Below are 21,736 nucleotides of genomic sequence, written 5' to 3' on the forward strand. Positions count from 1 at the left end.
AAAACTATTTATTGCCAAGGGCTGTTATCAGAGAGACTTTTTATGAAAGCGTATGGGCGATATTGTCCTGTATAGGGGGATTTGAGACAGTGGATAGATTTATCAAGAATCGTTTATTGAATAGTGGGGGGCAACCAATTTAGGAAACTGAAGTACGATTTATGGCGTTGATTTTTTGTAGATGATACTCATATAGAGCAAACTTGGATATATGACAATAAATCCTGATGTGATTATTATAGGCGGTGGTTTGGCTGGACTTACAGGTGCATTGCATCTGTCTAAACAAGGATTCAACGTAACGTTAATCGAAAAACATGTTTTTCCTCGTCATAAGGTTTGCGGCGAATATGTTTCGAACGAAATTTTGGCCTACCTTCATTGGCTGAAAGTGGATGTTGAATCGCTATGCCCAACACATATTCAGGAGCTTGAGTTCACGACAGAAGATGGACAGATGAATAGGGTCAGGTTACCCTTGGGTGGGATTGGTATAAGTCGTTACGCGTTGGATGATCTGTTATATCAGCAAGCAAAAAGTAATGGCTGTACAATTGTTATTGCGACTGTAACGGGTATATCCTTTAGCGCTGATACATTTACTGTTTCGTTTCAAGATCAGGTATTAAGATCAAAAATTGTACTGGGCGCGTATGGAAAACGCAGCAATATCGATCAGCTCTTATCCCGTGATTTTATAACGAAAACCTCTCCTTGGATGGCTGTTAAGGCACACTATTCGGGCGATTTTCCGAATGACTTAATTGCCTTGCATCATTTTGAAGGAGGCTATTGTGGGATTTCCAAGGTCGAAGATGACCGGATAAATTTATGTTATCTGGCCGATGTAAAAACGTTCAAGAGATACAAAAACATCGGTGATTATCAGAAGTATGTTTTGTCTAAAAACAGATATCTTAAGTATTTTTTTGAGCACAATAGGCTACTTTTTGAAAAACCGCTCACGATCAGTCAATTTTCATTTGATAAGAAATCAACGGTAGAAAACCATATTCTTATGATTGGTGATACAGCCGGTCTTATTCATCCATTCTGCGGAAATGGGATGGCTATGGCGATACACAGTGCAAAAATAGCTTCTGAGCTTGTCCTGGAATATTATCGGGGCCATATTCATTCACGAAAGCAATTGGAAAAGGCTTATGTCAAGCAATGGAATCGAACGTTTAAAAGACGCCTCTTATTCGGACGACTTCTGTCGCGGCTGTTAAGCTATAAAATAGGGATCGCAGTTTTGATGAAGACTGCCTCATTTTTTCCGAAAATGCTCAGCTGGATTATTAAACAAACTCATGGAAATGCAAGGTCAATAAAATGGGAATAAACACAAAACAGAGAACATCGGAGAATGAGATCATGGACGATTTTCTGCTCGAAGGAGAAGAACTTCGGACCACATTAGACAGGATAGCAAAGATTAATCGTTTTTTAGGCGGAAATAACATTACGCTGAACGGTGTAAAAAAATTACTTTCAACCAGCTGCAAGAATGAAACAATAACGATTGTGGATATCGGTTGTGGCAATGGGGACATGCTTCGCATGTTGAGCGATTATGGCAATAGACATCATATTAAGCTTTCAATGCTCGGTATAGATGCCAACCCCTATACAATAAATTATGCGGGGGATTTGTCGAAAGATTATACCAATATATCCTATTTGTGTGCGGATATCTTTGAAGAAAATTTTGAAGATGTCAAGTATGACATTGTTCTGTGTACGCTTACCATACATCATTTTGACGATGAAGAGATCCTTCGTTTGCTAGGCAGTCTGGTCAACGTATCAAAATTGGGGGTCGTCATTAATGATTTACAAAGGAGTAAAATGGCTTACCGGCTTTTTCAAACCATTGCTGTTCTTTTTAGGTTAAATAGAATGACAAAAGTGGACGGGCTTGTTTCTATACTGCGTGGGTTTAAAAAAGAGGAACTTACTCAATTCTCCAATAAACTGAAATTAGAAAATTATAGCATCCAATGGAAATGGGCCTTTCGTTACCAGTGGATAATTTCCAATATATGAATGTTAAAATAATAACTGTTGCGAAGCAACTCCCTAGATACTCTTGTGCTACCGTTGATATCCTTCCGCTATTGGATATTTGGCTCCATGGACAAGAGCCTCGCTTTATTAAGAAGATCAAGAAACTTTTCGAAGGCTCCGCTGTGGAAAGACGATATGCAATTATGGATCCGAGAGAGGTCTTCACTGCGACGTCTTTTGAAGAAAAAAATAATGTGTACTGCCGGGAGGCAACGGTCTTAGGGGAGCAAGCACTTCGTAAGGCCCTTGAACAGACGGGATGGGATCCGCAGTCTCTGGATTATATCATTACAGTGAGTTGTACTGGAATTATGATCCCCTCCCTAGACGCGTATCTCATCAATAAGATGAAACTCCGACAGGATATTGTGCGGTTACCAGTTACCGAAATGGGCTGTGTTGCCGGTGTTTCAGGTATTATTTATGCTAAAAATTTTCTTCAGGCTAATCCAGGCAAACGTGCTGCGGTCATAGCCGTCGAAGCGCCAACAGCAACTTTTCAGCTGGAAGATTTCTCCATGTCAAATATGGTCAGTGCCGCAATATTTGGTGATGGTGCAGCTTGCTGTCTGCTTTCCTCCGACGAGTCAGACAATGGTCCGATGATTCTCGATCAGGAGATGTACCATTTTTACGATGCGGAAGATATTATGGGATTTAAGCTGACAAACAGCGGTATGCAGATGATACTGGATGTTGAAGTGCCGAATGTGATCGCGTCTCATTTTGACGCTGTTATACATCCATTTTTGAAGAAGAACCAGCTTAAAATTAAAGATATTGATTACATGATTTTTCATCCAGGTGGAAAAAAGATTGTAGCTACAATCGAAGATATTTTTGCTGAATTTGATAAAGATATTGAGGATACTAAGGCTGTGCTGGCACAGTATGGTAATATGTCGAGCGCTACGGTGTTATATGTCCTCGAACGTATTATGAAACGTAGTCCTCAGGCCGGTGAATTAGGGCTGATGCTGAGTTTCGGTCCTGGATTTTCGGCGCAGCGCGTTTTATTACAGTGGTAACCTACAAAATTTGAATGATGGATCTGAATTCTATACTAGCGAAATTGCCTTACAGTGCCCCGTTTTTATTTGTCGATGCGTTGACCCATGTCGATGAGGAAGGTGTTGCAGGAACCTATACCTTTGATGAAAATTTGGATTTTTATAGAGGACATTTTAATGAAAAAGCGATCACTCCAGGAGTTATTCTGATCGAAACGATGGCCCAAATAGGTTTAGCTTGTTTGGGAATTTTTCTGCTCAATAAAGACTTGAAAAAGGGTTCTTCTATTGCGTTGACTTCTACTGAAATACAATTTTTAAAACCCGTGTATCCGAAGGAAAAAGTTACGGTAATTTCAAAAAAAATATATTTTAGGTTTGGAAAGTTAAAGTGTGCAGTTACAATGAAAAATGAAGCTGGCCAGGAGGTTTGTAAGGGAATATTGGCAGGTATGATTACTGAGGAGCTATGAAGAGAGTTGTTATTACTGGATTAGGGGTCGTTGCACCCAATGGAGTGGGAGTACCGGCCTTTACACAGGCGCTAAAAGAGGGGGTCTCCGGTGTTAGACATGATGTGCAGTTGGAAAAATTGCAATTTTCCTGTCAGATTGCTGGAATGCCACAAGTATCGGATGATCTCAAAAGACAATATTTCACGGAACTTGAGCTCAGGGGTTTTAACAGTACAGGCATATTATATGGTGTCATAGCAGGAATGGAGGCTTGGACAAATGCAGGTTTTCCTATTGCCTTAAATTCGGTCCCCGATTGGGATAGCGGAACAGTATTTGGTTCAGGCACCTCAGGTATCGATAAGTTTCGGGAGAGTATTTATAAAATTGATGAGCTGCAAACACGTAGGCTAGGCAGTACAGTCGTTGCCCAAACGATGAACAGTGGTGTCAGTGCATATTTAGGTGGGAAATTAGGGCTCGGAAATCAGGTGACCACCAATTCCTCTGCCTGTGCTACCGGAACCGAAGCAATTCTAATGGCATATGACCGGATTAGGTCCGGAAGAGCAAAGCGCATGCTAGCAGGTAGTACTGGAGATAGTGGACCTTATATTTGGGGTGGTTTTGATGCACTGCGTGTCTGTAGTTCGCAATATAATGACCGCCCTTCGGAAGGTTCTCGCCCAATGAGTGCAACAGCCGTAGGATTCGTCCCAGGTAGTGGAGCTGGAGCCCTGCTATTGGAGGATTTGGAAAGTGCCATAGAACGCAAGGCCATGATATATGGCGAATTATTGGGCGGTCAAGTAAATTCTGGAGGGCAACGAGGAACGGGCAGTATGACAGCTCCAAATGCTGATGCTGTACGCCGATGCATTGCGGAAGCCCTAAAAAATTCGGGTGTCTCCGGATGGGATGTCGATGCCATAAACGGTCATTTAACGGCAACGGCCAAAGATGCTTTTGAAATAGAAAACTGGACTGAGGCCCTTGGGCGTACAGGGAAAGATTTTCCATTGATAAACTCGCTAAAAGGAATGACTGGGCATTGTCTCAGTGCGGCAGGTAGCATAGAATGCGTGGCCACAGTTTTGCAGTTATATCATGGATTTGTATTTGGAAACAGTAATTGTACTGATCTACATCCTGAGATTGCAGCAATGATTGATCCATCAAGAGTACCATTACATCAAGTTGATGTCAAACCTCATATTATAGCCAAAGCGAGTTTCGGATTTGGGGATGTAAATGCCTGTTTAATATTTAAAAAATTTGATAACTAAACCTATGAACAGAGAAGAATTGATCGGTGCTTTAAAGCCAATTATAGCTCCTTACACAACAAACGAAGAAGCATTTGGAAAGCTTACTGAAAAGACTGATTTTATGCGTGATCTACAAATCAATTCAGCAAATTTGGTTGATATTGTCCTGGATATCGAAGATCAATTTGGGATCGTTATTGAAAATTCCGATATGGAACGTATGCTTAATGTCGGAGCTGCAGTCGAAATAATCGAAAGCAAGTTACAAGAAAAATGATTGGTAATGACGTTATCGACCTGGTTCAGTCTAGAAAAGATAGTAATTGGAGACGTAGGGGCTTCGTTTCAAAGCTATTTAATGAGCATGAACAACTGTTGATTGTGAATAGTCCAGATCCAGAAATTGTTGTTTGGCTCTTATGGAGCATGAAAGAGGCTGCCTATAAAATATGGAATAGACAGACAGGAATTCGGAAATATATACCTAAAGGGTTGCTATGTTCAGTTATTGAACGGTCTTCTTGCAACGCAACGGGAGAAGTCATCTGTGAAGGGAAGAGGTATTACACTAAGACCATTGTTTGCCCTGATTTTATACATACCATCGCAGTTGGCGAATTGGTTCATTTAGGCAATATTGTAGAAATCGAAAAAGGTGAAATTGTTAAAGATGCTCAGGGGATACCAAGCATCATTCTGAAAGATAGCGGCACACACTTACCCGTTTCTGTAAGTAACCATGGCCGTTTTGAGAGAATAGTTGCGATTCAAATCTTATCGACTTAATCAGACGAGTGACCTCCTTATTGCACTTGGATTGATTCTTCCCTAAGCATCTGTTTGAATTTGGGGTCTCGGATATAACGGCTAAAATCATGGCTTGACATTCCTGTGAAATCAGTCATAGAAAAGATGCTGTAATTTTTCTTAAGGGCGTTATAACTTTCTTCTTTGTATCCAAGATCTGTTGGATTAAGTTTGTTCGATAAGAATCCAAAAAACTTCTTCAACATCTTGTCCGTTCCGTTGATCGTAATGTGTATTTTCTTGACTTGTGAGCTGAGAGTCACAAATTTTTTTGTGTTACTTGCCGTATCCGTATATTGAAACTCGGAAAGTCCTATCGCTGGAGCCAGCATAATGCAGGTAATTCTATTTTTGTTTTCTAACAATGGCTTTGCCCGCTCGATATCAACATTGTGAACGTCTTTTGCTTGAGCAGAAAATGAGCTATTGTATTCAGGATTTGAAATAGCGCTCATAACCACAGATGCTCCACGACTATGTGATATGATGAAGACATCCTTATCGGCCATATTGTTCAGTATACGTCTTAATCCAAATTCACCGGCCATCTGGCTAAAAGAGGCCGCTGAAAACCAGTTTTTGGCGGAACGAAAAGGGGAGGTAGATCGTAGACCATCCCAATAAAATCGAATGATTTCATCGGTTTTAGGGTTTGTAACGATATGATCGGAAATATATTTATATTGTTTTACAACAGATTCTTCATCAGCATTGAAGCCATGGACTAAAATAAACACACGTTTTTTGGGGGCAATACGTTTAGACAAACGCAGCATGTTACCGCGTTCAAAAGCGAGTAATTGTTCGCGATCCCCTCTGTCGGTGGCAATTTTCATAAGCGAATAAGGATCTCGAGCAGCTTTATTGGAAGGAATGCCATAATTTTTCTTCCAATTGTCGGGGTAGAAATTACCATTTTGATCCACAAATGAATACCATAGGTTAGGGTCTACACCGGTATTGGGGGTAGCCGAATCGGGAAGATTATGGATAAGGCCACACGAAGTGAACAAGCTGATAACGATGATAATATAGAAAAAATACCTTTTGTTCATATGATTTATTTTCTACTATTCCTGAATTTAATTTTTAACTAGGATCCAATGGCTACTAAATTGGATATATTTTCACAAAAAAGCGATTTGTTGTAATATAGTCATTATTTTGGATAGCGAAAAGTAGGCTTGTATTTTGAACCGTTAATGTTTGCTGAAATTTAGCGGTACCAAGCTACAAATCATTTCTTTGTGATTAAATAAAGTTTGTTGCGTTGGTTAGTGAAAAGTTGATAATTTAAAGCTGGATTCGTATAAAAACCATAGGCATTAAATTGGTCGGTATTCTCAAAGGTTAGTGTGCCGATGTTTTTATTGTTGATATCGACTTGAGACCAATGCCATTTTTCGTCCAAATATAAGCTGTCTTTAAATCTTAAGGTGTCATTTTCGACAATAAGCTGTGAGAATAGGCAGCCTTGCCAAAGATCTCCTTTTTCATATTTCCCCGTTTTGACGTCATGTTTATTGCGAACACGTTTGATTTTCTGGTAATAAACTGATCTAATGTTAGGGGGAGTAGTATTCGTTACCCATTCATTTTTATCCCAGTGACCGAAAAGATCATTTACGGTACGGCCCTTAGATGAGCTTTGTGGGTCTAAATTATTATCATCCGATATGCTTTCGTTGAATACATACCATTTATCGTCCATAAAATAAGTTCGCTTTGTATAGCTTTTCGAATTGCTTTGATCGAAATGATAGATTTTCTCTGACAGCAGATAGGTGGCTTTACTTTTAATATCATTTAGTTTTTGGTCTTGTTTATCTGTGGACCAATTTAGATTTGCGTTGAATACTTCAATTGTTTTTTTTATAGTATCTCCATTCAATGGCCAGCTGCGAAAGTAATGTTTGGAAACGTTGATCAAATACCCTTCAAATAAAACTTCTGAATCCTCATCCTTGTCCTGTTTAAAGGAGTATTCATCAATCTGCTTACCATCTTTATCCAGTCTATAGCATGTATGAATAACTGTTGATGGACTATCAGTGTCGGTTGCACCGGTTAAACAATGAATGATTAATTCATTGTTTTTGGTCAAAAACTGATCTATAGGGTGGTCACTTGCCTTGAAGAGTATGATTTCATGTTTCCCAAACTGGTTTTTTAGCTTGTTAATGTCATCATATTTGCTGTATTCATTTGGCAGTTTTGAGGAGTGGAAAAAGTTTTGAAGCCTAATATCGATATCAAAAATACCATTTGTATAAATAATAGTGCATGCGATCAGGGCACATCCCAGTAAGTAGTACTTCAAATTGCGTGTATCCTTTACCAGCAAAAAGAAATGGAAAAATATCCAGCTCAGTAAGTAAACAAGAGGTGAAAAAATAATATAACTCAACTTTTCACTGCTGCTTAGATCAAAAACGAAAAAACTGATGAGATATGCCGTCATAAAGATTAGGCATAATATAAAAGACTTCAATAACAGTTTCTTTTTGGCTTTCTTCGGTTCCTGATCTATCTGTTGCAATATCTTATAATTTAGTATACGCTATATCCGATCTAACGCTGGACCGATATAGGTGTAATTTAACTTTTTTCTTTAAGGTTTCAAATAATAGATTAAAATCGATATTCTAGCAGCATCCATAGCGTTTCATTCATTTCTATTGGATCTTGGGAAAACTTCCTTAACTCCACCTTTTGTTAAAATAATGGAATTATAGCCATCTGTTTTGTCTTCAACAAACTCGATCGTTCTGTCGTTGTCGTCTGCTCTGAAAAATTTTGTTTTAGACTCGGGAATGAGTTCAATATCCGCATCATTATAATAGAGTTTGCCATCAATTTTTAATATCCGTATTTTTCCATACTCACCCACATAGTTATTGTATATGGTCGTATCTATTTTGGCGCGACGATGTTTGTAGGGCATTTCTACTTCTTTACCAAAGGCAATTGCTGAAAGTCCGTAACCTATGATATGGGAGGCTGAGCCGTTATTAGAAAGGACAGTGACAAAGAGTTTGTCGTCAGTAAATCGATTAAAAGAAGTCATTGTCCCAAAGAATCCGCCGTCATGTGCAATCAAATAATGTCCGTGATTATAAAATGGATTGATGATGAATCCATAGCCCCAATTTTCGGAGTTATATGGTGTAAACATTTTTTCCTTCATCGCGGCTGATAGAATCGTTGTTCCATAAAGTGCTTGGTCCCAAATGGCTAGATCTTCCACGGTTGAATAAATACCGTCGTGACCTAGGTTGATCTCCCAGTTGATATAGGGGTTATGGATAAAACCTTCGTCATTATGATAATATACTTTTGCTTTTTTCGTCACGATGGATTCATTGTTACTAACTCCGGTGTTATTCATCCCAGCTTTATCAAATATATTTTTCTTTAAAAAAGTAGCGTAATGCTCGCCGGAGACTTTTTCAATAATTTTTGCTAACAAATAATAACCGATATTACTATAGGCGCTATTTGTTCCTGGTGAGAATTCGAAAGGAATTTTCTTGATGGCGGCATAAGCAGAATCGCGACTTATGCTGCTTAACGCGATTTCTTTGAAGCCCATAGCAAGTCCGGAGCTGTGTGACAGTAACATGTGGATGCTGATACTATCGGCTTTTGGATAATCGGGGAAAAATTTACTGAGTTTGTCATTTAGGGATAACCGCCCACTGTCGACCAGCTGTAAAATAGCGGCTGCGGTAAATTGTTTTGTGACCGATGCCAACTGGAATTTAGTGTCTAACGTGTTTTTTATATTCCATTCATAATCTGCCAAACCGTAGGCTTTTTTTAATAAAATAGCGCCATTTTTCATGACAAGAACTGTTCCACTAAAATTATTTACATCAGCTTGTGCCTGCATATAGGCTGCAAGTTTGGCTGATGTTTTTTCTTGGGCCACAAGAAAAACTGGACAAAGCATAAGTAGGATTAAAAGCTTCATAACGTATTGCATAAATAATTATGGAGCAATGTTACTGTTTAATAAAATAGTGTGATTGTATTTTTGTAAACCTGCTAAATAAAAATCCATTTTATCTGGCTCCGTTCGAGATTAGCTATTTTGGAAAAGAAAACTTTTGGCGTAAATCCTGTTAATTTTTTAAAATCTCTAATCATGTGGGACTGATCGAAATAATCCAGGTTATAAGACAGACCTATTTTGTTTCTATCTTCGAGGTGGCTTTGAATTGCTGCTCGAAATCTGATGATTTTTTTGAATTGGGAGGGGGTTTTACAGATATGTTGATCAAATTGCTTATTTATGGTTGTTCTCGATCTTCTTGTTTTTAGCGAAAATTCTGACATCGATTGATTGACGTTGCTTGTATCTAACATTTCGGTAATTATGTTTTCGAGCAACGCATTTTCAAATGGCCAAAATTTTGATATCCAATAGTGTTCTAATGCCTTGATTCGCTCGTCCTGGTCATCTATGGACAGGATGGATCTCATAGCATCTTTATAATCCAGGTGTGGGTTAAAATCGGGAAATGTTCCGCTGTTATAATCGCTTAAATCATTGGGTATAAATGCATTTATCCCAAGAGGTTTGAAGTAAGTAGTAATTTCATTTATTTTCCCCTCGTAACACACTAAAACAGGTTCATTAAAATTGCATACAAGGTTTGTTTCTATCGAATTGGATGGAAAATGCTTCGTAATCACCTTATTTGGGCTTACCATCGTTTGGGTCTGCTCACTTATCGTCACAATGGTGTAAATACTCGGAAAAGTAAAATATGCCGTCGCTTTTTCTTCGTCAGTTTTCTCAAGTATATAGAAGCATTCAATATATTTTTTTAGGAGTAAGCTCTCTGGTCTATATATTTTTATCGTCATCTCTTTTCTTCATGTAAATAGGCGTTGTTCTTGCCTCATCCTTTTAAACTTGGAAGTATTTGATAATCGATTTAAATATAGAGAACCTTTATGATAATTTTCATCAAGCTTTATTTCTTAAAACATTTATTTTTAGATTGAGGAAACGATGAATCCGATAGAAATTATTTTTTATTGTAATTTAGCAGCTAATTAACCATTTAATTAAAAAACAAAATGAACGATTTGAACCCGGAAGAGAATTACATCGCAATAAACAAACACTCGTGGAATAACAGAACGGATACGCATTTAAAATCAGATTTTTACAATCTAACAGGATTTTTAAAAGGGGAGACTTCATTAAATTCAATTGAATTAGCATTATTGGGTGATATCAGTGGGAAAAAAATATTACACCTACAATGTCATTTCGGACAGGATACAATTTCTTTGAGTAGACTTGGCGCAAAAGTTACTGGTGTTGACCTATCTGACAAGGCTATAGAAAGCGCCCGCGAAATTGCGAAAGATATGCATGCTGATGTGCAGTTTATCTGTTGTGATCTGTATGAGCTTGAAAATCATCTTGATGAACAATTTGATCTAGTCTTTACAAGTTACGGAACGATTACTTGGTTACCTGATTTAGATAAATGGGCGAAAATAATTTCACGTTTCTTGAAACCGAAAGGGAAGTTTATTTTTGTCGAGTTTCATCCAGTTGTTTGGATGTTCGACGACAATTTTGATAAAATTGGCTATAACTATTTTAATATTGCTCCAATTGTTGAAACAGAGCAGGGAACCTATGCAGATAAAGATGCCGCTATTTCGCAGTCCTATGTCACCTGGAATCATAGTATGAGTGAGGTCGTTGGTGCTTTACTTCATAATGGGCTGAACATTCAAGACCTGAACGAATTTGACTATTCACCTTATCCCATTTTTAAAAACATGACAGAGCTAGATCCTAAAAAATTCAGAATAGCCCATTTGGGAAATAAGATTCCGATGGTCTATGCTATTGTTGCGCGTAAAAGTGAATAAATAAAATTCTGGGAATCGACCTGGTACTTATTTCTTTTTCAAATAACGATTTATCATGGGGCTAAAATCTATTTTGGATGAAACCTGAATATGTTCTGCCAATACTGAGGCGGGAAATTCATCCAAAGTTTTGAAATTAATACAACCTTTTTGAAACTTGGCCTTTGGTATTTTTAATTTTAGTTCTTCCATTAATTCGGGGTTAGTATAGATGACCAAGGAATGGAATGAAATATAATTCTTGGCGACTGTTAACCCGTATTTAAATACACCTTGTTCATTAAAGCTGATTGCATTAGGGTTTGACATGAATTTTCCAAAGCTTTCCGAAACGGTATTGTCATTTTCTGATATCGCTTTCCGAAATTGACGAATTATTTGTTGCTCAGTGTCTGAAAGTGTATCAATATATTGATCTATTTCCATTAATTTTTTATTGTCCATAAGGGCTGTAGTTGTTCGCTAAAAATATTAAATTTTCTTTTATATCGATGTAGACCAGCATAAAAAGATTCGACGGGTTATGGCTAAGGATTGCTTAAAAGAAATTATTCAGGATTTTCTCGCGTTGGTATGATTCTGTGGCTACCCTAATATCGTGTTGTGAACGTATTTTGTATCGATTCGGACCTATTGTTGTACTATGACACTTAGTAGGAAGTTCCGTTTAGATTTTATATATTGCATCTATCAATTTTAAACCAACATTTAATTTCTCAACAATATAAATCTTCAGTTATGTGCAATAGTAGTCTTGAGGATCTTTTTCTTTTGGTGAAAGAGTCGAATGAAGATGCATTTGACGAACTTTATCATCGAACTTGGAAAAAATTGTATGAAATTGCTCTCAGACGCCTGCAACATGAAAACACAGCAAAAGAAGTTATTCAGGATCTTTACATTGATTTATGGGAGAAGCGGCATCGCAAAACAATTCAAGATGTCGATCATTACCTTTGCCAAGCTGTCCGTTTTAAAGTGATTGACAGGTTTCGAAAGGAAAAGAGGTATTTTGAAGAATTAGAAACAATGGTTGAAGAGCTAAGCGATGGATCAACCGCCGATGGCAACTATATTCAAACTGAATTAGAATCTATGCTGCATAACTGGATTGCACGTATGCCACAAAAACGCAGAGAAATATTCTTGCTTCGCTACAATGAGGATAAAACTGTTAAGGAAATTGCTAAATTATTAGGGTTGTCGACGAAAACTGTTCAAAATCAATTGCTTAATACAACAAATGCACTTAAGCTTCTAATCCAAAAAATTCTTTTTATGTTTTTTTAATTTTTTTTTGGGAATTATCATTAGTCACAACGACATATAAGAAAGGAACCAATATAAACCATCTTATATGTCTGAAAGGAAACGTCATGTTCGCACAGTTTTAAAAGATCTTCTCGATCGGTATATTTCGGGAGATACCAATCCTGAAGAACGACAATTTGTTGAATACCTGTATGATGCAATGGAGAGGGAGGGAGAGGTGCAAAATGATATGGACCGCATCGGAGAGGAGATTAAAGAAAAGGTTCATCATCGTATTAAAAAGCGTACTTTAAGTTTTCATATACCCAAAATAGGGTATGCTGCAGCAAGCATTATGATCCTTTTTGGGATATTTATATCCTATAGGCTCATCGATAATTCAAAAACAAGCGAAAAAGTTCTTCATGTCACTAATCATAATCCGTCGTTAATAATCGGGAAAGAGAAACGGTTTGATTTGTTAGATACCTTGCCACAAGGAGCTCATTACACAACCATCAATGATGAAAAAGTACTAGCATTAAGTACGGTTGCCAATGGGACAGATTTAGGGAAACTGCGCATAGAAAATCCTTCGAGAAATGTATTTTCTGTTTTACTGAACGATAGCACACAAGTATGGCTTAATTACTTGGCAACAATTGAACTTGAACCTGATTTTAATAAGAATAACCGTTCTGTCCATATTACTGGGGAGGTTTATTTTGATGTTCATAAACAATATTCTGCAGGTAAAAGGATTCCGTTTTCAGTCCGCTCTGCCTTGCAGACCATTGAGGTATTGGGAACAAAATTCAATGTAAATACATCGGGCAATTCCGAAGAAAATGTATTGCTTACAGAAGGGAGTATTCGTCTTACGCATAATCGCTATGGAACACAGGTGCTTATTAAGCCGGGACAGCAGGCTTTTCTGGAAAAAGATAAACCTAAAATCTTACTTATTCAATCTGAAAATATCGAAAAAGCAAATGCCTGGCGTAAAGGTTTGTTTTATTTTGATAATGAGAAGCTCGCTGAAGTTGCTCTCGAATTTGAACAATGGTACGGAATTCCAATTGTTATAGATTCAAAAATTGCAGGACTTCCCATTACAGGAATGATCAGCAGATATGAGAATATCAGCGAGGTTTTGGCGATCATTAAGATGACCAATAATATAAACTATATAAAAAGGAAAGGAACAATATATGTAACAGAAGCAAATCCATAAAAAATTAGGAATGCTGCTACATTCCTAATCGCGCCTTAACGGCTTTTGGTAATGATCAATTATTAATCAATTTTCAAATGTATAAATTACTTATGACATCCCGCAAACAAAATAAGTTTGCACGCAATTTTTTGTGCCTTTTTTTTGGCAGCCTTGTCTGGTTATTTAGTTCGGCCAAGCCAATCTTTGATGTACAGAAAAACATAACAATCGATTTTAATAATATTCCGGTTAAGCAGGTCTTTAAAGAGTTAAATAGTAAAACCGGTTTAAAATTTATTTATTCCCCAAATGACATCGACGATTCGAAACGTATATCCATGACATTTAGAGAGCAGCCGATAAAGACTGTTCTAGATAAGATTTTTTCAAGTTTAAAGATTTCTTACACGTTAAATGACAATACAATTATTGTGAAGCGTGGTCTTCAACAAGCTTCAATACAAGAAGGCCGCGTCATTGCGGGTCGGGTTCTTAATAAGCGACAGACGGCCCTGGCAAATGCTACTGTCGCGACAGGCCTTGGCAAGAATAGCACATCGACAGATGACCAAGGTCAGTTTACACTCAAGCTAGACCCTCAGGACAGTTATTTCATGGTTAGTCTTGTCGGTTATGTAAGTCAGCGTGTACCACTTAAGACAAACGGAGAATATACGGTGATATTAGCTGATAGTATCAGCGCACTGGACGAGGTCGTTGTTGTCGGTTTTGGTACCCAAAGGCGTGCCTCTGTAGTAGGTGCGATCACGACGATCGAACCCAAACGCTTGCAAATAGGAACATCTCGCTCTATGAGTAACAATCTTGCGGGACAGCTTGCAGGTATTATTGCCGTACAACGATCTGGAGAACCGGGGTACGATAATTCAAACTTTTGGATACGTGGTATCAGTACTTTCGGTGGAAGCAGAAGCCCATTGATTCTTGTGGACGGCGTGGAGCGATCTTTGGATAATATGGATCCCGAAGAAATCGAGTCGTTTTCGATATTGAAGGACGCGGCGGCGAGTGCAGTTTATGGTGTAAGGGGGGCAAACGGAGTGATTTTGATCAATACAAAGAGAGGAAAGGTGGGTAAGCCCAATGTTTCTGCTCGTTTTGAGCAGGGGATCACATCACCAGTACAGCTGCCTAAATTTGTTGGTGCAGCTGATTATTTGGAGGTAATGAATAGTATTCGGGAGGAACGTGGGGAGCAAGGCCTATATTCGAAAGAGCGGATCGAAAACATCCGTAATCATACGGATCCAGACCTTTATCCTGATGTCAATTGGTTGGATGCAGTACTTCGGGACCAAGCTGGAAATTCACGGGCGAATGTTAGTGTCAATGGAGGATCTGATATTTTGCGTTATTCGTTAGTAACTTCATATTATCGGGAAGGTGGGTTGATTGAACGCGATGAAAAACAGGCTTGGAATTCATCTTCACGGTTAAACCGTTATAATGTACGTTCCAATGTAGATATCAATGTTAGTCCAACCACTCTCTTCCGGTTGAATATTGGCGGATATCTCCAGGATAGGACAAGAGCTCCCCAAAGTGTTGATGAACTATTTCAGGAGGCTTTCACTATTCCTCCCTATGTACATCCTACCATCTATTCCTCTGGTGAAATACCTAGGACACCCCAGCGGACAAACCCCTGGGCATTGGCGACTCAACGCGGATATGAACGTATTAGCGCAAGTAAAATCGAATCTTTATTTGCGGTAGAACAGGACTTATCGTTTTGGTTGAAAGGATTAAAGGCTCGTGGGCTGTTTTCCTTTGATAGATACTCTAATACGTCGGTCGTTAGGAGTAAAAGCCCCGATTACTATAATCCAGCTATCGGAAGGGACGAAAATGGAAAATTAAAGTTAGTCATTGATAGTTATGGACAGGAATTCTTAGGCTATGAAAAAAATTCAGACTGGGGCGATAAAAGCATGTATCTTGAGGGAGCTATTAATTATGTTCAATCTTTTGGTGGCCATAACGTAGAGGGAATGTTTTTATACAATCAGCGAAATTATGATAATGGAGATCTTTTGCCTTATCGGAATCAAGGAATCGCAGGTAGATTTTCATACAATTATAGCAACAGATATATTGGGGAATTTAATTTTGGTTATAATGGATCCGAAAACTTTGCTCCAGGAAAACGTTATGGGTTCTTTCCTTCCTTTGCATTAGGCTGGTATATTTCCGAAGAGCCTTTTATGGAACATCTAAAAAGTACATTTTCCAAAATCAAACTGCGCGGATCTTATGGATTGGTGGGGAACGATAAGTTAGATGGTCGTCGGTTTGCCTATATCACAACCATTAATGAGACCGGTGGATATTCATGGGGCTTAAATAACGATTTTAAACGTAGTGGTCGTATGGAAGGTGATCAAGGTAATAGTGGACTTACTTGGGAAACAGTTGCTAAATCCAATATCGGTTTCGAATTAGGCTTATGGAAAACACTGGAATTTCAGCTTGACCTATTTAATGAGGACCGGAAAAATATATTTATGCAACGTCGTTCTATACCCGGTTCGAGTGGTTTTACCAATGCGCCCTGGGCAAATTTTGGACGCGTAAACAATAAAGGCATCGATATGTCGCTTGAATTGAACCGGCAATTAAATCCAAACCTATTCCTTTCTGTTCGTAGCACATTTACTTATGCCCTAAACAAGATTTTAGAACAGGACGAACCTAGCGCAGTGATCGGTACCTCAAGGTCTTCTACCGGAAAGCCGATCGGCCAATTGTTTGGCTTTATTGACGAGGGCCTATTTACGGACGCAGATTTTTCAGATATTGCTAACGGTACTCTTCGATCAGATATACCAAGACATACTTTTGGACCGGTGCGTCCAGGTGATATCAGATATCGGGATTTGAATGGTGATGGTGTGGTAGATGCCCTCGATAGAACTGCTATCGGTGGAACGGAAGATCCACAGATTGTATTTGGCTTCGGATCCAACCTAAGGTACAAAGCTGTTGATTTCGGTTTCTTTTTTCAGGGTGTTTCTCGTACCTACAGGATCATTGGTGGTTCAAATTTTATTCCCGGAAGTGCCAATGGAGCAATGGGAAATATTTTCGACAATGTTTCCGATAGATGGACCTTGGATAATCCTAGGCAGGACGTCTTCTATCCGCGGCTTTCTGATTATCAAAGTGCGAATAATAATTTGGCCTCCACTTGGTGGCTTAGGGACATGAGTTTTATAAGACTACGTAATATTGAATTGGGCTATAGCTTACCATCAAAAATTCTTGATCATCTCGCTATCCGTAATTTTAGAATATTTCTGCGTGGTAATAACCTGCTAACAGTGAGTGATTTTAAGCTTTGGGATCCAGAGCTTGGGGTTAATAATGGTATGCGCTATCCGATCATGAAATCTGTTTCTATGGGATTGGAATTGAATTTTAAATAGAAATAACCTATACAATGAAGACTATAAAATATAATGTTACCCGTATATTACTACTTGTTGCGCTGGGTTTTACAGCGACCTCTTGTTCGAAATATTTGGACAAGAGCCCTGATGATCAGCTTACTTTAGATATGATTTTTAAAGATAAAACCAGAACAGAGGACTGGCTGGCAGGAATATACAGCAATGTACCAGATCCATATTGGGGAAATACGCGAACACTTGGCTGGGATCCACTTTCGGATGATATGGCACCGTCTACGGGCTGGGAGCAATTTGGCTGGTCAGTTATAGGTATGCAGACCGGCAATTGGAATCCCAGTACTTCATGGGATCCTAATTATTGGGTAGAACTTCCCAAACGTATTCGTTCAGCTTATATTTTTCTGGACAATGTAAAACCAAACCCTGCGCAGTTGGTGACCGAGGAGGAGGTAAATCTTATGAAAGCTGAGGCTCGCTTTATGATCGCTTATTATTATACACTTCTGCTAGAAACCTATGGTGCTATACCGTTCCATCTTGGATTGACCGATCCGAATGCATCGGCCGAAGAATTGATGATTGGACAGACACCATTTGATCAGGTCGTGCAATGGGCAGAAAAGGAGCTATTGGATTTGTCTGCTATTTTACCTGCTAAATATAGTGCCGCTCAGAAATATGGTCGCGCGACGTCTATTATGTGCTTGGCAGTCAGAGCTCGTCTTCTACTATTTGCTGCAAGCCCATTAGTCAATGGTAATACCGCATACACCGGTTTTGTAAATAATAAGGGAGAAACTATATTCAACGGGAACTATAGTGTAGATAAATGGAAAACTGCAGCAGCGGCCTCAAAATTACTATTGGAAAAAGCTGAATCAGCTGGTCATAAATTATATATTGAATATAATGCTGATGGGTCTATAGATCCGTTTCTCTCGTATCAAAATATGTTGTTTAGACGACCTCAAGATGGGAATGATGAGATTCTTTTTGCTCGCCCTGATTGCAATATCTGGGAATATGATAGGCACGCACAACCAAGAGGTACTGGAGGAAACGGAGGGCTGGGAATTACACAATCTTTAGTGGATGCCTTTTTCATGGAGAATGGCCGGAGGATTGATGACCCGTTATCTGGATATCAGGAAAAAGGATTCTCAAAGACGGCAGAAGTGCGAAATACACGCTGGACAGAATCTCAGGGAAATGGAAAGGTGACTTTGGAAGGTACCTATAATATGTATACCCATCGTGAACCACGATTTTATATTTCGGTTTTGTATAATGGTGCTTGGTATAGAAGAGAAAATCGGACAACCGAATTTTATAGTGGTAACTGGGATGGGGGACCTACACATGACGCCCCGCAAAATGGGTATCTTGTACGTAAGAAAGTCCATCCAGATCACGACCCCCGCAATGGAACAAATCCCTATAGACCAGGAATACTTTATCGGCTTGGCGAAGTGTATCTGAACTACGCCGAAGCACTAAATGAGTCCGACGCTAATCATCCTGATATATTAAAGTATGTCAATTTGATAAGGGTACGCGCAGGTGTACCACAATATGGTGTGGGAAAAGATGCTTTACCTGTGCCATCTTCGCAGGAGGGGATGCGCAAAGCAATCCGAGACGAGCGTCGGGTAGAACTAAATAATGAGGGTATCCGGTATCGTGATGTGCGACGCTGGAAAATTGGTGAAGCTGTGTTAAATGGGAATTTCTATGGAATGAATTTTTCTGGTACAGAAAAGGATGACAATGAATCTAACCCCAAAGCATTTTTCAAACGCTCAGTTTATCAAAAGCGTATATTTACAGCAAAGAATTATTGGTTTCCAATTCCACAAACGGAGATAGATAAGAATCCAAATTTGGTCCAAAATCCAGGCTGGAAATAAGTATTAAAAATCAATCCAGTTTCAATACTTATTGAATATGCTGCTTAGTTTTTTTGCTATGCGGCATATTCTTTTATAAAGAATATGTTGAATTTCTATTTCAGATTCTAATTTAAAATTTTACCCCTCTTTATTTGTGATTTTACCCCTTGCGGTTGATAAGTTATTTATAATTTAATGTTATTAATCAAATTATAAAATTCGTATTCGTCGGAATTAGAATACGTCTGTAAAAATTATAACAAATTATAAAACTAAAAACAACATTATGAGAAAATTTATGATGGTGATTTCTATTGGAGTCATTGGGCTACTGAGCTGCCAAAAGTCTATTCAACTAGATTCTCCGACACCCTTAAAAACAAAAGCGAAGGCGAATCTGGCAAGTGTGGGCAATACTTACTACATAGATCCCAACGGAAACGATGATAGCACAGGAATGAGCACAACTACAGCATGGAGAACATTGGCCAAAATTAATGCCTCGGTTTTTGGCCCCGGCGACCGTATCTTATTCAAGAGCGGTGGCGTATGGAATGACACTTTGCATATGAAAAATTCGGGAACGGCTGAAGCTCCCATTATCATAGATAAATATGGCGGTGATGTTCGTCCGATTATCAACGGCGGTGGAAAGAGGAATGGATCAAATGCGCTATACCTTAATAAAGTGTCTTATTTTGAGGTAAATAACCTCGAACTGACGAATACAATCCCAAGCGGGACAAGTTATGCTGCCACGGGGATCCGCGTGATTGGAGGTAGTTCTGCAGGAACAGCAATCAGCAATGTCTCCATTAGAAATTGTTATGTTCATGACGTCAATGGTGCTATCGATGGACAGACCAATTATAACAAAAGCTCTGGCGGGATTATCCTAGACGGTAAAATATACGGGGCTTTGGTACAAAGTTGTCATGTCGCCAACTGTTCCGTTGAAGGGATAAGGACCGCTGGCGATAGGGCTATGGCAGCAAGATCAAAAGATATTATTATCGATAACAATTTGATTGAATATATCTACGGCGACGGCATCGTTATGTCTGGCGTGACGGGAGGAAGTAAAATTACACACAATACGGTCTATAAGGCATGTATGAACACAGGCTCTGAAAATTATGCGGGTATTTGGACAATTGGCAGCTTGAATACGCTGGTGGCTTATAATGAGGTTTACGGTATGACAGGCGGAGGGGCCAACGATGGAGTCGCGTTCGATGCCGATGGCTATGATACCAATTCAGTAACCGATGGAGATATCTTCGAATACAATTATTCGCATGATAATAACGGCGGATTTATGCTTTTTATGAATCAGTCTAAGAATATTAAAGTCCGCTACAACGTTTCTGTTAACGATATCGGTACAACAAGGTTAAAGAAGCTCTTTTTGATCGAAAAAACAACATACGATTCCCGTGAGATTTATAATAATGTATTCTACATCAAAAATCCAACCGCCAGCCTGTTTAACGTCATGAATGGCGTGAGTTCAGGAAAGCCTTATGCAACATTTTCAAATAATATTTTTTACACGACCTCGACCATTAGTAGTCTGTCTACTCAGGCCGATAACGGACTGAAGTTTAACAATAATTGTTTATTTCCGTCAAATACATTTACGTCATTGAACTGGGGAACTACCGTGCGGAACAACAATTTCTATGAAGATCCGGTATTTGTCAATCCAATTGGTGGAAACGGCCTTGACGCTGCAAAAGGTTATGATGTCGGTTCCAGTTCGGCTGCCCTTAATGCTGGTGTATTTATAAGTAACAATGGGGGCGAGGATTTCGCTGGAAATGCGCTGCCATTGGGTAATCCAGACGTTGGAGCGTTTCAGCATGCTGTTGTAGCCAATGCCGGAAGTTCTCTTGCCGATGCCTATGTCCGTAACGGTACCTATGCGAGTACAAATTATGGAACTACAGCTGATCTTGTCATCAAATCCGACGCTACATCTTACGCGCGTAAAGCATACGCTAAATTTGATATTGCGATGATTACTACACCTAAAGTGAGTTCGGCAAAATTAAAAATGTATGTTGCAGGAGTGAATACAGCACCACAACGGACTATTAATATTTATACAACCTCCACGACATCTTGGTTGGAAAATAGCATTAATTGGAACAATGCACCAATGGATACTGTACTTGTCGGTAAGATTTCTGTTTCAGGGATAGGTTTACAGACTGTCGACGTCACCTCGGCCATTAACAGATTGCTTACCGGTACTGATCGTAAAGTATCCTTTCTATTTTTAAATACAGCTGCGGCTTCTTCTACAAATGATATGTCTTTTAGTAGCAGGGAAGCAACCGCCAATAAGCCAACGTTGGAACTGCTTTATTAACGGGTACTTATTTCAGCGGTAATTCTCTTGTATTTAGAATAACTGGATTAAAAAGCCGCAAGGA

At 38.9% G+C, this 21,736-nt stretch carries 18 protein-coding genes; 13 read left to right on the forward strand and 5 right to left on the reverse strand.

Translation table 11 applies throughout. The features are described 5' to 3' along the window. Nucleotides 1–211 precede the first annotated feature (211 nt). The 7 genes from ACHWSC_RS23305 to ACHWSC_RS23335 are packed head-to-tail and all read left to right on the forward strand — an operon-like array spanning nucleotide 212 to nucleotide 5,589. The gene (locus ACHWSC_RS23305) at nucleotides 212–1,345 is read left to right on the forward strand and encodes an NAD(P)/FAD-dependent oxidoreductase (protein WP_394678343.1); all 1,134 of its coding nucleotides are present in this window, start codon (nucleotides 212–214) and stop codon (nucleotides 1,343–1,345) included. After that, nucleotides 1,336–2,049 (forward strand): methyltransferase domain-containing protein, encoded by a 714-nt coding sequence (locus tag ACHWSC_RS23310; protein ID WP_075992077.1) that lies wholly within the window; start codon nucleotides 1,336–1,338, stop codon nucleotides 2,047–2,049. The genes ACHWSC_RS23305 and ACHWSC_RS23310 overlap by 10 nt, the downstream gene beginning before the upstream one ends. Then, nucleotides 2,046–3,098 (forward strand): type III polyketide synthase, encoded by a 1,053-nt coding sequence (locus ACHWSC_RS23315; RefSeq protein ID WP_394678344.1) that lies wholly within the window; start codon nucleotides 2,046–2,048, stop codon nucleotides 3,096–3,098. Before ACHWSC_RS23310 ends, ACHWSC_RS23315 begins: the two co-directional genes overlap by 4 nt. Before the next feature lie 14 nt (nucleotides 3,099–3,112). Continuing rightward, nucleotides 3,113–3,553 (forward strand): 3-hydroxyacyl-ACP dehydratase FabZ family protein, encoded by a 441-nt coding sequence (locus ACHWSC_RS23320; RefSeq protein ID WP_394678345.1) that lies wholly within the window; start codon nucleotides 3,113–3,115, stop codon nucleotides 3,551–3,553. Continuing rightward, nucleotides 3,550–4,821: a beta-ketoacyl synthase gene (locus ACHWSC_RS23325; protein WP_201670790.1), complete on the forward strand. Its 1,272-nt coding sequence runs from the start codon at nucleotides 3,550–3,552 to the stop codon at nucleotides 4,819–4,821. Before ACHWSC_RS23320 ends, ACHWSC_RS23325 begins: the two co-directional genes overlap by 4 nt. A gap of 4 nt (nucleotides 4,822–4,825) precedes the next feature. After that, nucleotides 4,826–5,080, forward strand: a complete 255-nt coding sequence (locus ACHWSC_RS23330; RefSeq protein ID WP_075992081.1) for an acyl carrier protein — start codon at nucleotides 4,826–4,828, stop codon at nucleotides 5,078–5,080. Continuing rightward, a complete protein-coding gene (locus ACHWSC_RS23335) occupies nucleotides 5,077–5,589 on the forward strand; it encodes a 4'-phosphopantetheinyl transferase superfamily protein (RefSeq protein WP_394678346.1) in 513 nt (170 codons plus the stop codon). Before ACHWSC_RS23330 ends, ACHWSC_RS23335 begins: the two co-directional genes overlap by 4 nt. Before the next feature lie 17 nt (nucleotides 5,590–5,606). Here the strand turns inward: ACHWSC_RS23335 and ACHWSC_RS23340 are convergent, their stop codons facing one another. The 4 genes from ACHWSC_RS23340 to ACHWSC_RS23355 all read right to left on the reverse strand — a co-directional run bounded on the left by ACHWSC_RS23340 (nucleotide 5,607) and on the right by ACHWSC_RS23355 (nucleotide 10,482). Continuing rightward, nucleotides 5,607–6,665: an alpha/beta hydrolase gene (locus ACHWSC_RS23340; RefSeq protein ID WP_394678347.1), complete on the reverse strand. Its 1,059-nt coding sequence runs from the start codon at nucleotides 6,663–6,665 to the stop codon at nucleotides 5,607–5,609. A gap of 182 nt (nucleotides 6,666–6,847) precedes the next feature. After that, a complete protein-coding gene (locus ACHWSC_RS23345; RefSeq protein WP_394678348.1) occupies nucleotides 6,848–8,071 on the reverse strand; it encodes a hypothetical protein in 1,224 nt (407 codons plus the stop codon). A gap of 204 nt (nucleotides 8,072–8,275) precedes the next feature. Further along, nucleotides 8,276–9,583 (reverse strand): serine hydrolase domain-containing protein, encoded by a 1,308-nt coding sequence (locus tag ACHWSC_RS23350; protein ID WP_394678349.1) that lies wholly within the window; start codon nucleotides 9,581–9,583, stop codon nucleotides 8,276–8,278. Nucleotides 9,584–9,657: 74 nt separating this feature from the next. Next, nucleotides 9,658–10,482, reverse strand: coding sequence for an AraC family transcriptional regulator (locus tag ACHWSC_RS23355; protein ID WP_120334608.1), 825 nt, complete (start codon nucleotides 10,480–10,482; stop codon nucleotides 9,658–9,660). A 216-nt stretch (nucleotides 10,483–10,698) separates the two neighbouring features. Between ACHWSC_RS23355 and ACHWSC_RS23360 the strand changes: the two genes are divergently transcribed. Then, nucleotides 10,699–11,511 (forward strand): class I SAM-dependent methyltransferase, encoded by an 813-nt coding sequence (locus ACHWSC_RS23360; RefSeq protein WP_232475752.1) that lies wholly within the window; start codon nucleotides 10,699–10,701, stop codon nucleotides 11,509–11,511. A gap of 27 nt (nucleotides 11,512–11,538) precedes the next feature. Here ACHWSC_RS23360 and ACHWSC_RS23365 read toward each other — a convergent pair whose 3' ends face one another. Continuing rightward, nucleotides 11,539–11,955 carry a DUF1801 domain-containing protein gene (locus tag ACHWSC_RS23365; protein ID WP_075992087.1) on the reverse strand — a complete coding sequence of 139 codons (417 nt, stop codon included), beginning with the start codon at nucleotides 11,953–11,955 and terminating at the stop codon, nucleotides 11,539–11,541. A gap of 294 nt (nucleotides 11,956–12,249) precedes the next feature. On the opposite strand from ACHWSC_RS23365, the gene ACHWSC_RS23370 reads away from it, so the two are divergent. The 5 genes from ACHWSC_RS23370 (at nucleotide 12,250) to ACHWSC_RS23390 (ending at nucleotide 21,672) form a co-directional block, all read left to right on the forward strand. Beyond that, nucleotides 12,250–12,801, forward strand: coding sequence for an RNA polymerase sigma factor (locus ACHWSC_RS23370; RefSeq protein ID WP_075992088.1), 552 nt, complete (start codon nucleotides 12,250–12,252; stop codon nucleotides 12,799–12,801). A 67-nt stretch (nucleotides 12,802–12,868) separates the two neighbouring features. After that, nucleotides 12,869–13,996, forward strand: a complete 1,128-nt coding sequence (locus ACHWSC_RS23375) for a FecR family protein (RefSeq protein ID WP_394678350.1) — start codon at nucleotides 12,869–12,871, stop codon at nucleotides 13,994–13,996. A 77-nt stretch (nucleotides 13,997–14,073) separates the two neighbouring features. Further along, nucleotides 14,074–17,424, forward strand: coding sequence for a SusC/RagA family TonB-linked outer membrane protein (locus ACHWSC_RS23380; protein ID WP_220699621.1), 3,351 nt, complete (start codon nucleotides 14,074–14,076; stop codon nucleotides 17,422–17,424). A gap of 14 nt (nucleotides 17,425–17,438) precedes the next feature. After that, nucleotides 17,439–19,316 carry a RagB/SusD family nutrient uptake outer membrane protein gene (locus tag ACHWSC_RS23385; protein WP_201664645.1) on the forward strand — a complete coding sequence of 626 codons (1,878 nt, stop codon included), beginning with the start codon at nucleotides 17,439–17,441 and terminating at the stop codon, nucleotides 19,314–19,316. 268 nt (nucleotides 19,317–19,584) lie between these two features. After that, nucleotides 19,585–21,672, forward strand: a complete 2,088-nt coding sequence (locus ACHWSC_RS23390) for a DNRLRE domain-containing protein (protein ID WP_394678351.1) — start codon at nucleotides 19,585–19,587, stop codon at nucleotides 21,670–21,672. The last annotated feature ends 64 nt before the right edge of the window (nucleotides 21,673–21,736 follow it).

The sequence above is a fragment of the uncultured Sphingobacterium sp. genome, assembly GCF_964277905.1.
Taxonomy (GTDB): domain Bacteria; phylum Bacteroidota; class Bacteroidia; order Sphingobacteriales; family Sphingobacteriaceae; genus Sphingobacterium; species Sphingobacterium siyangense.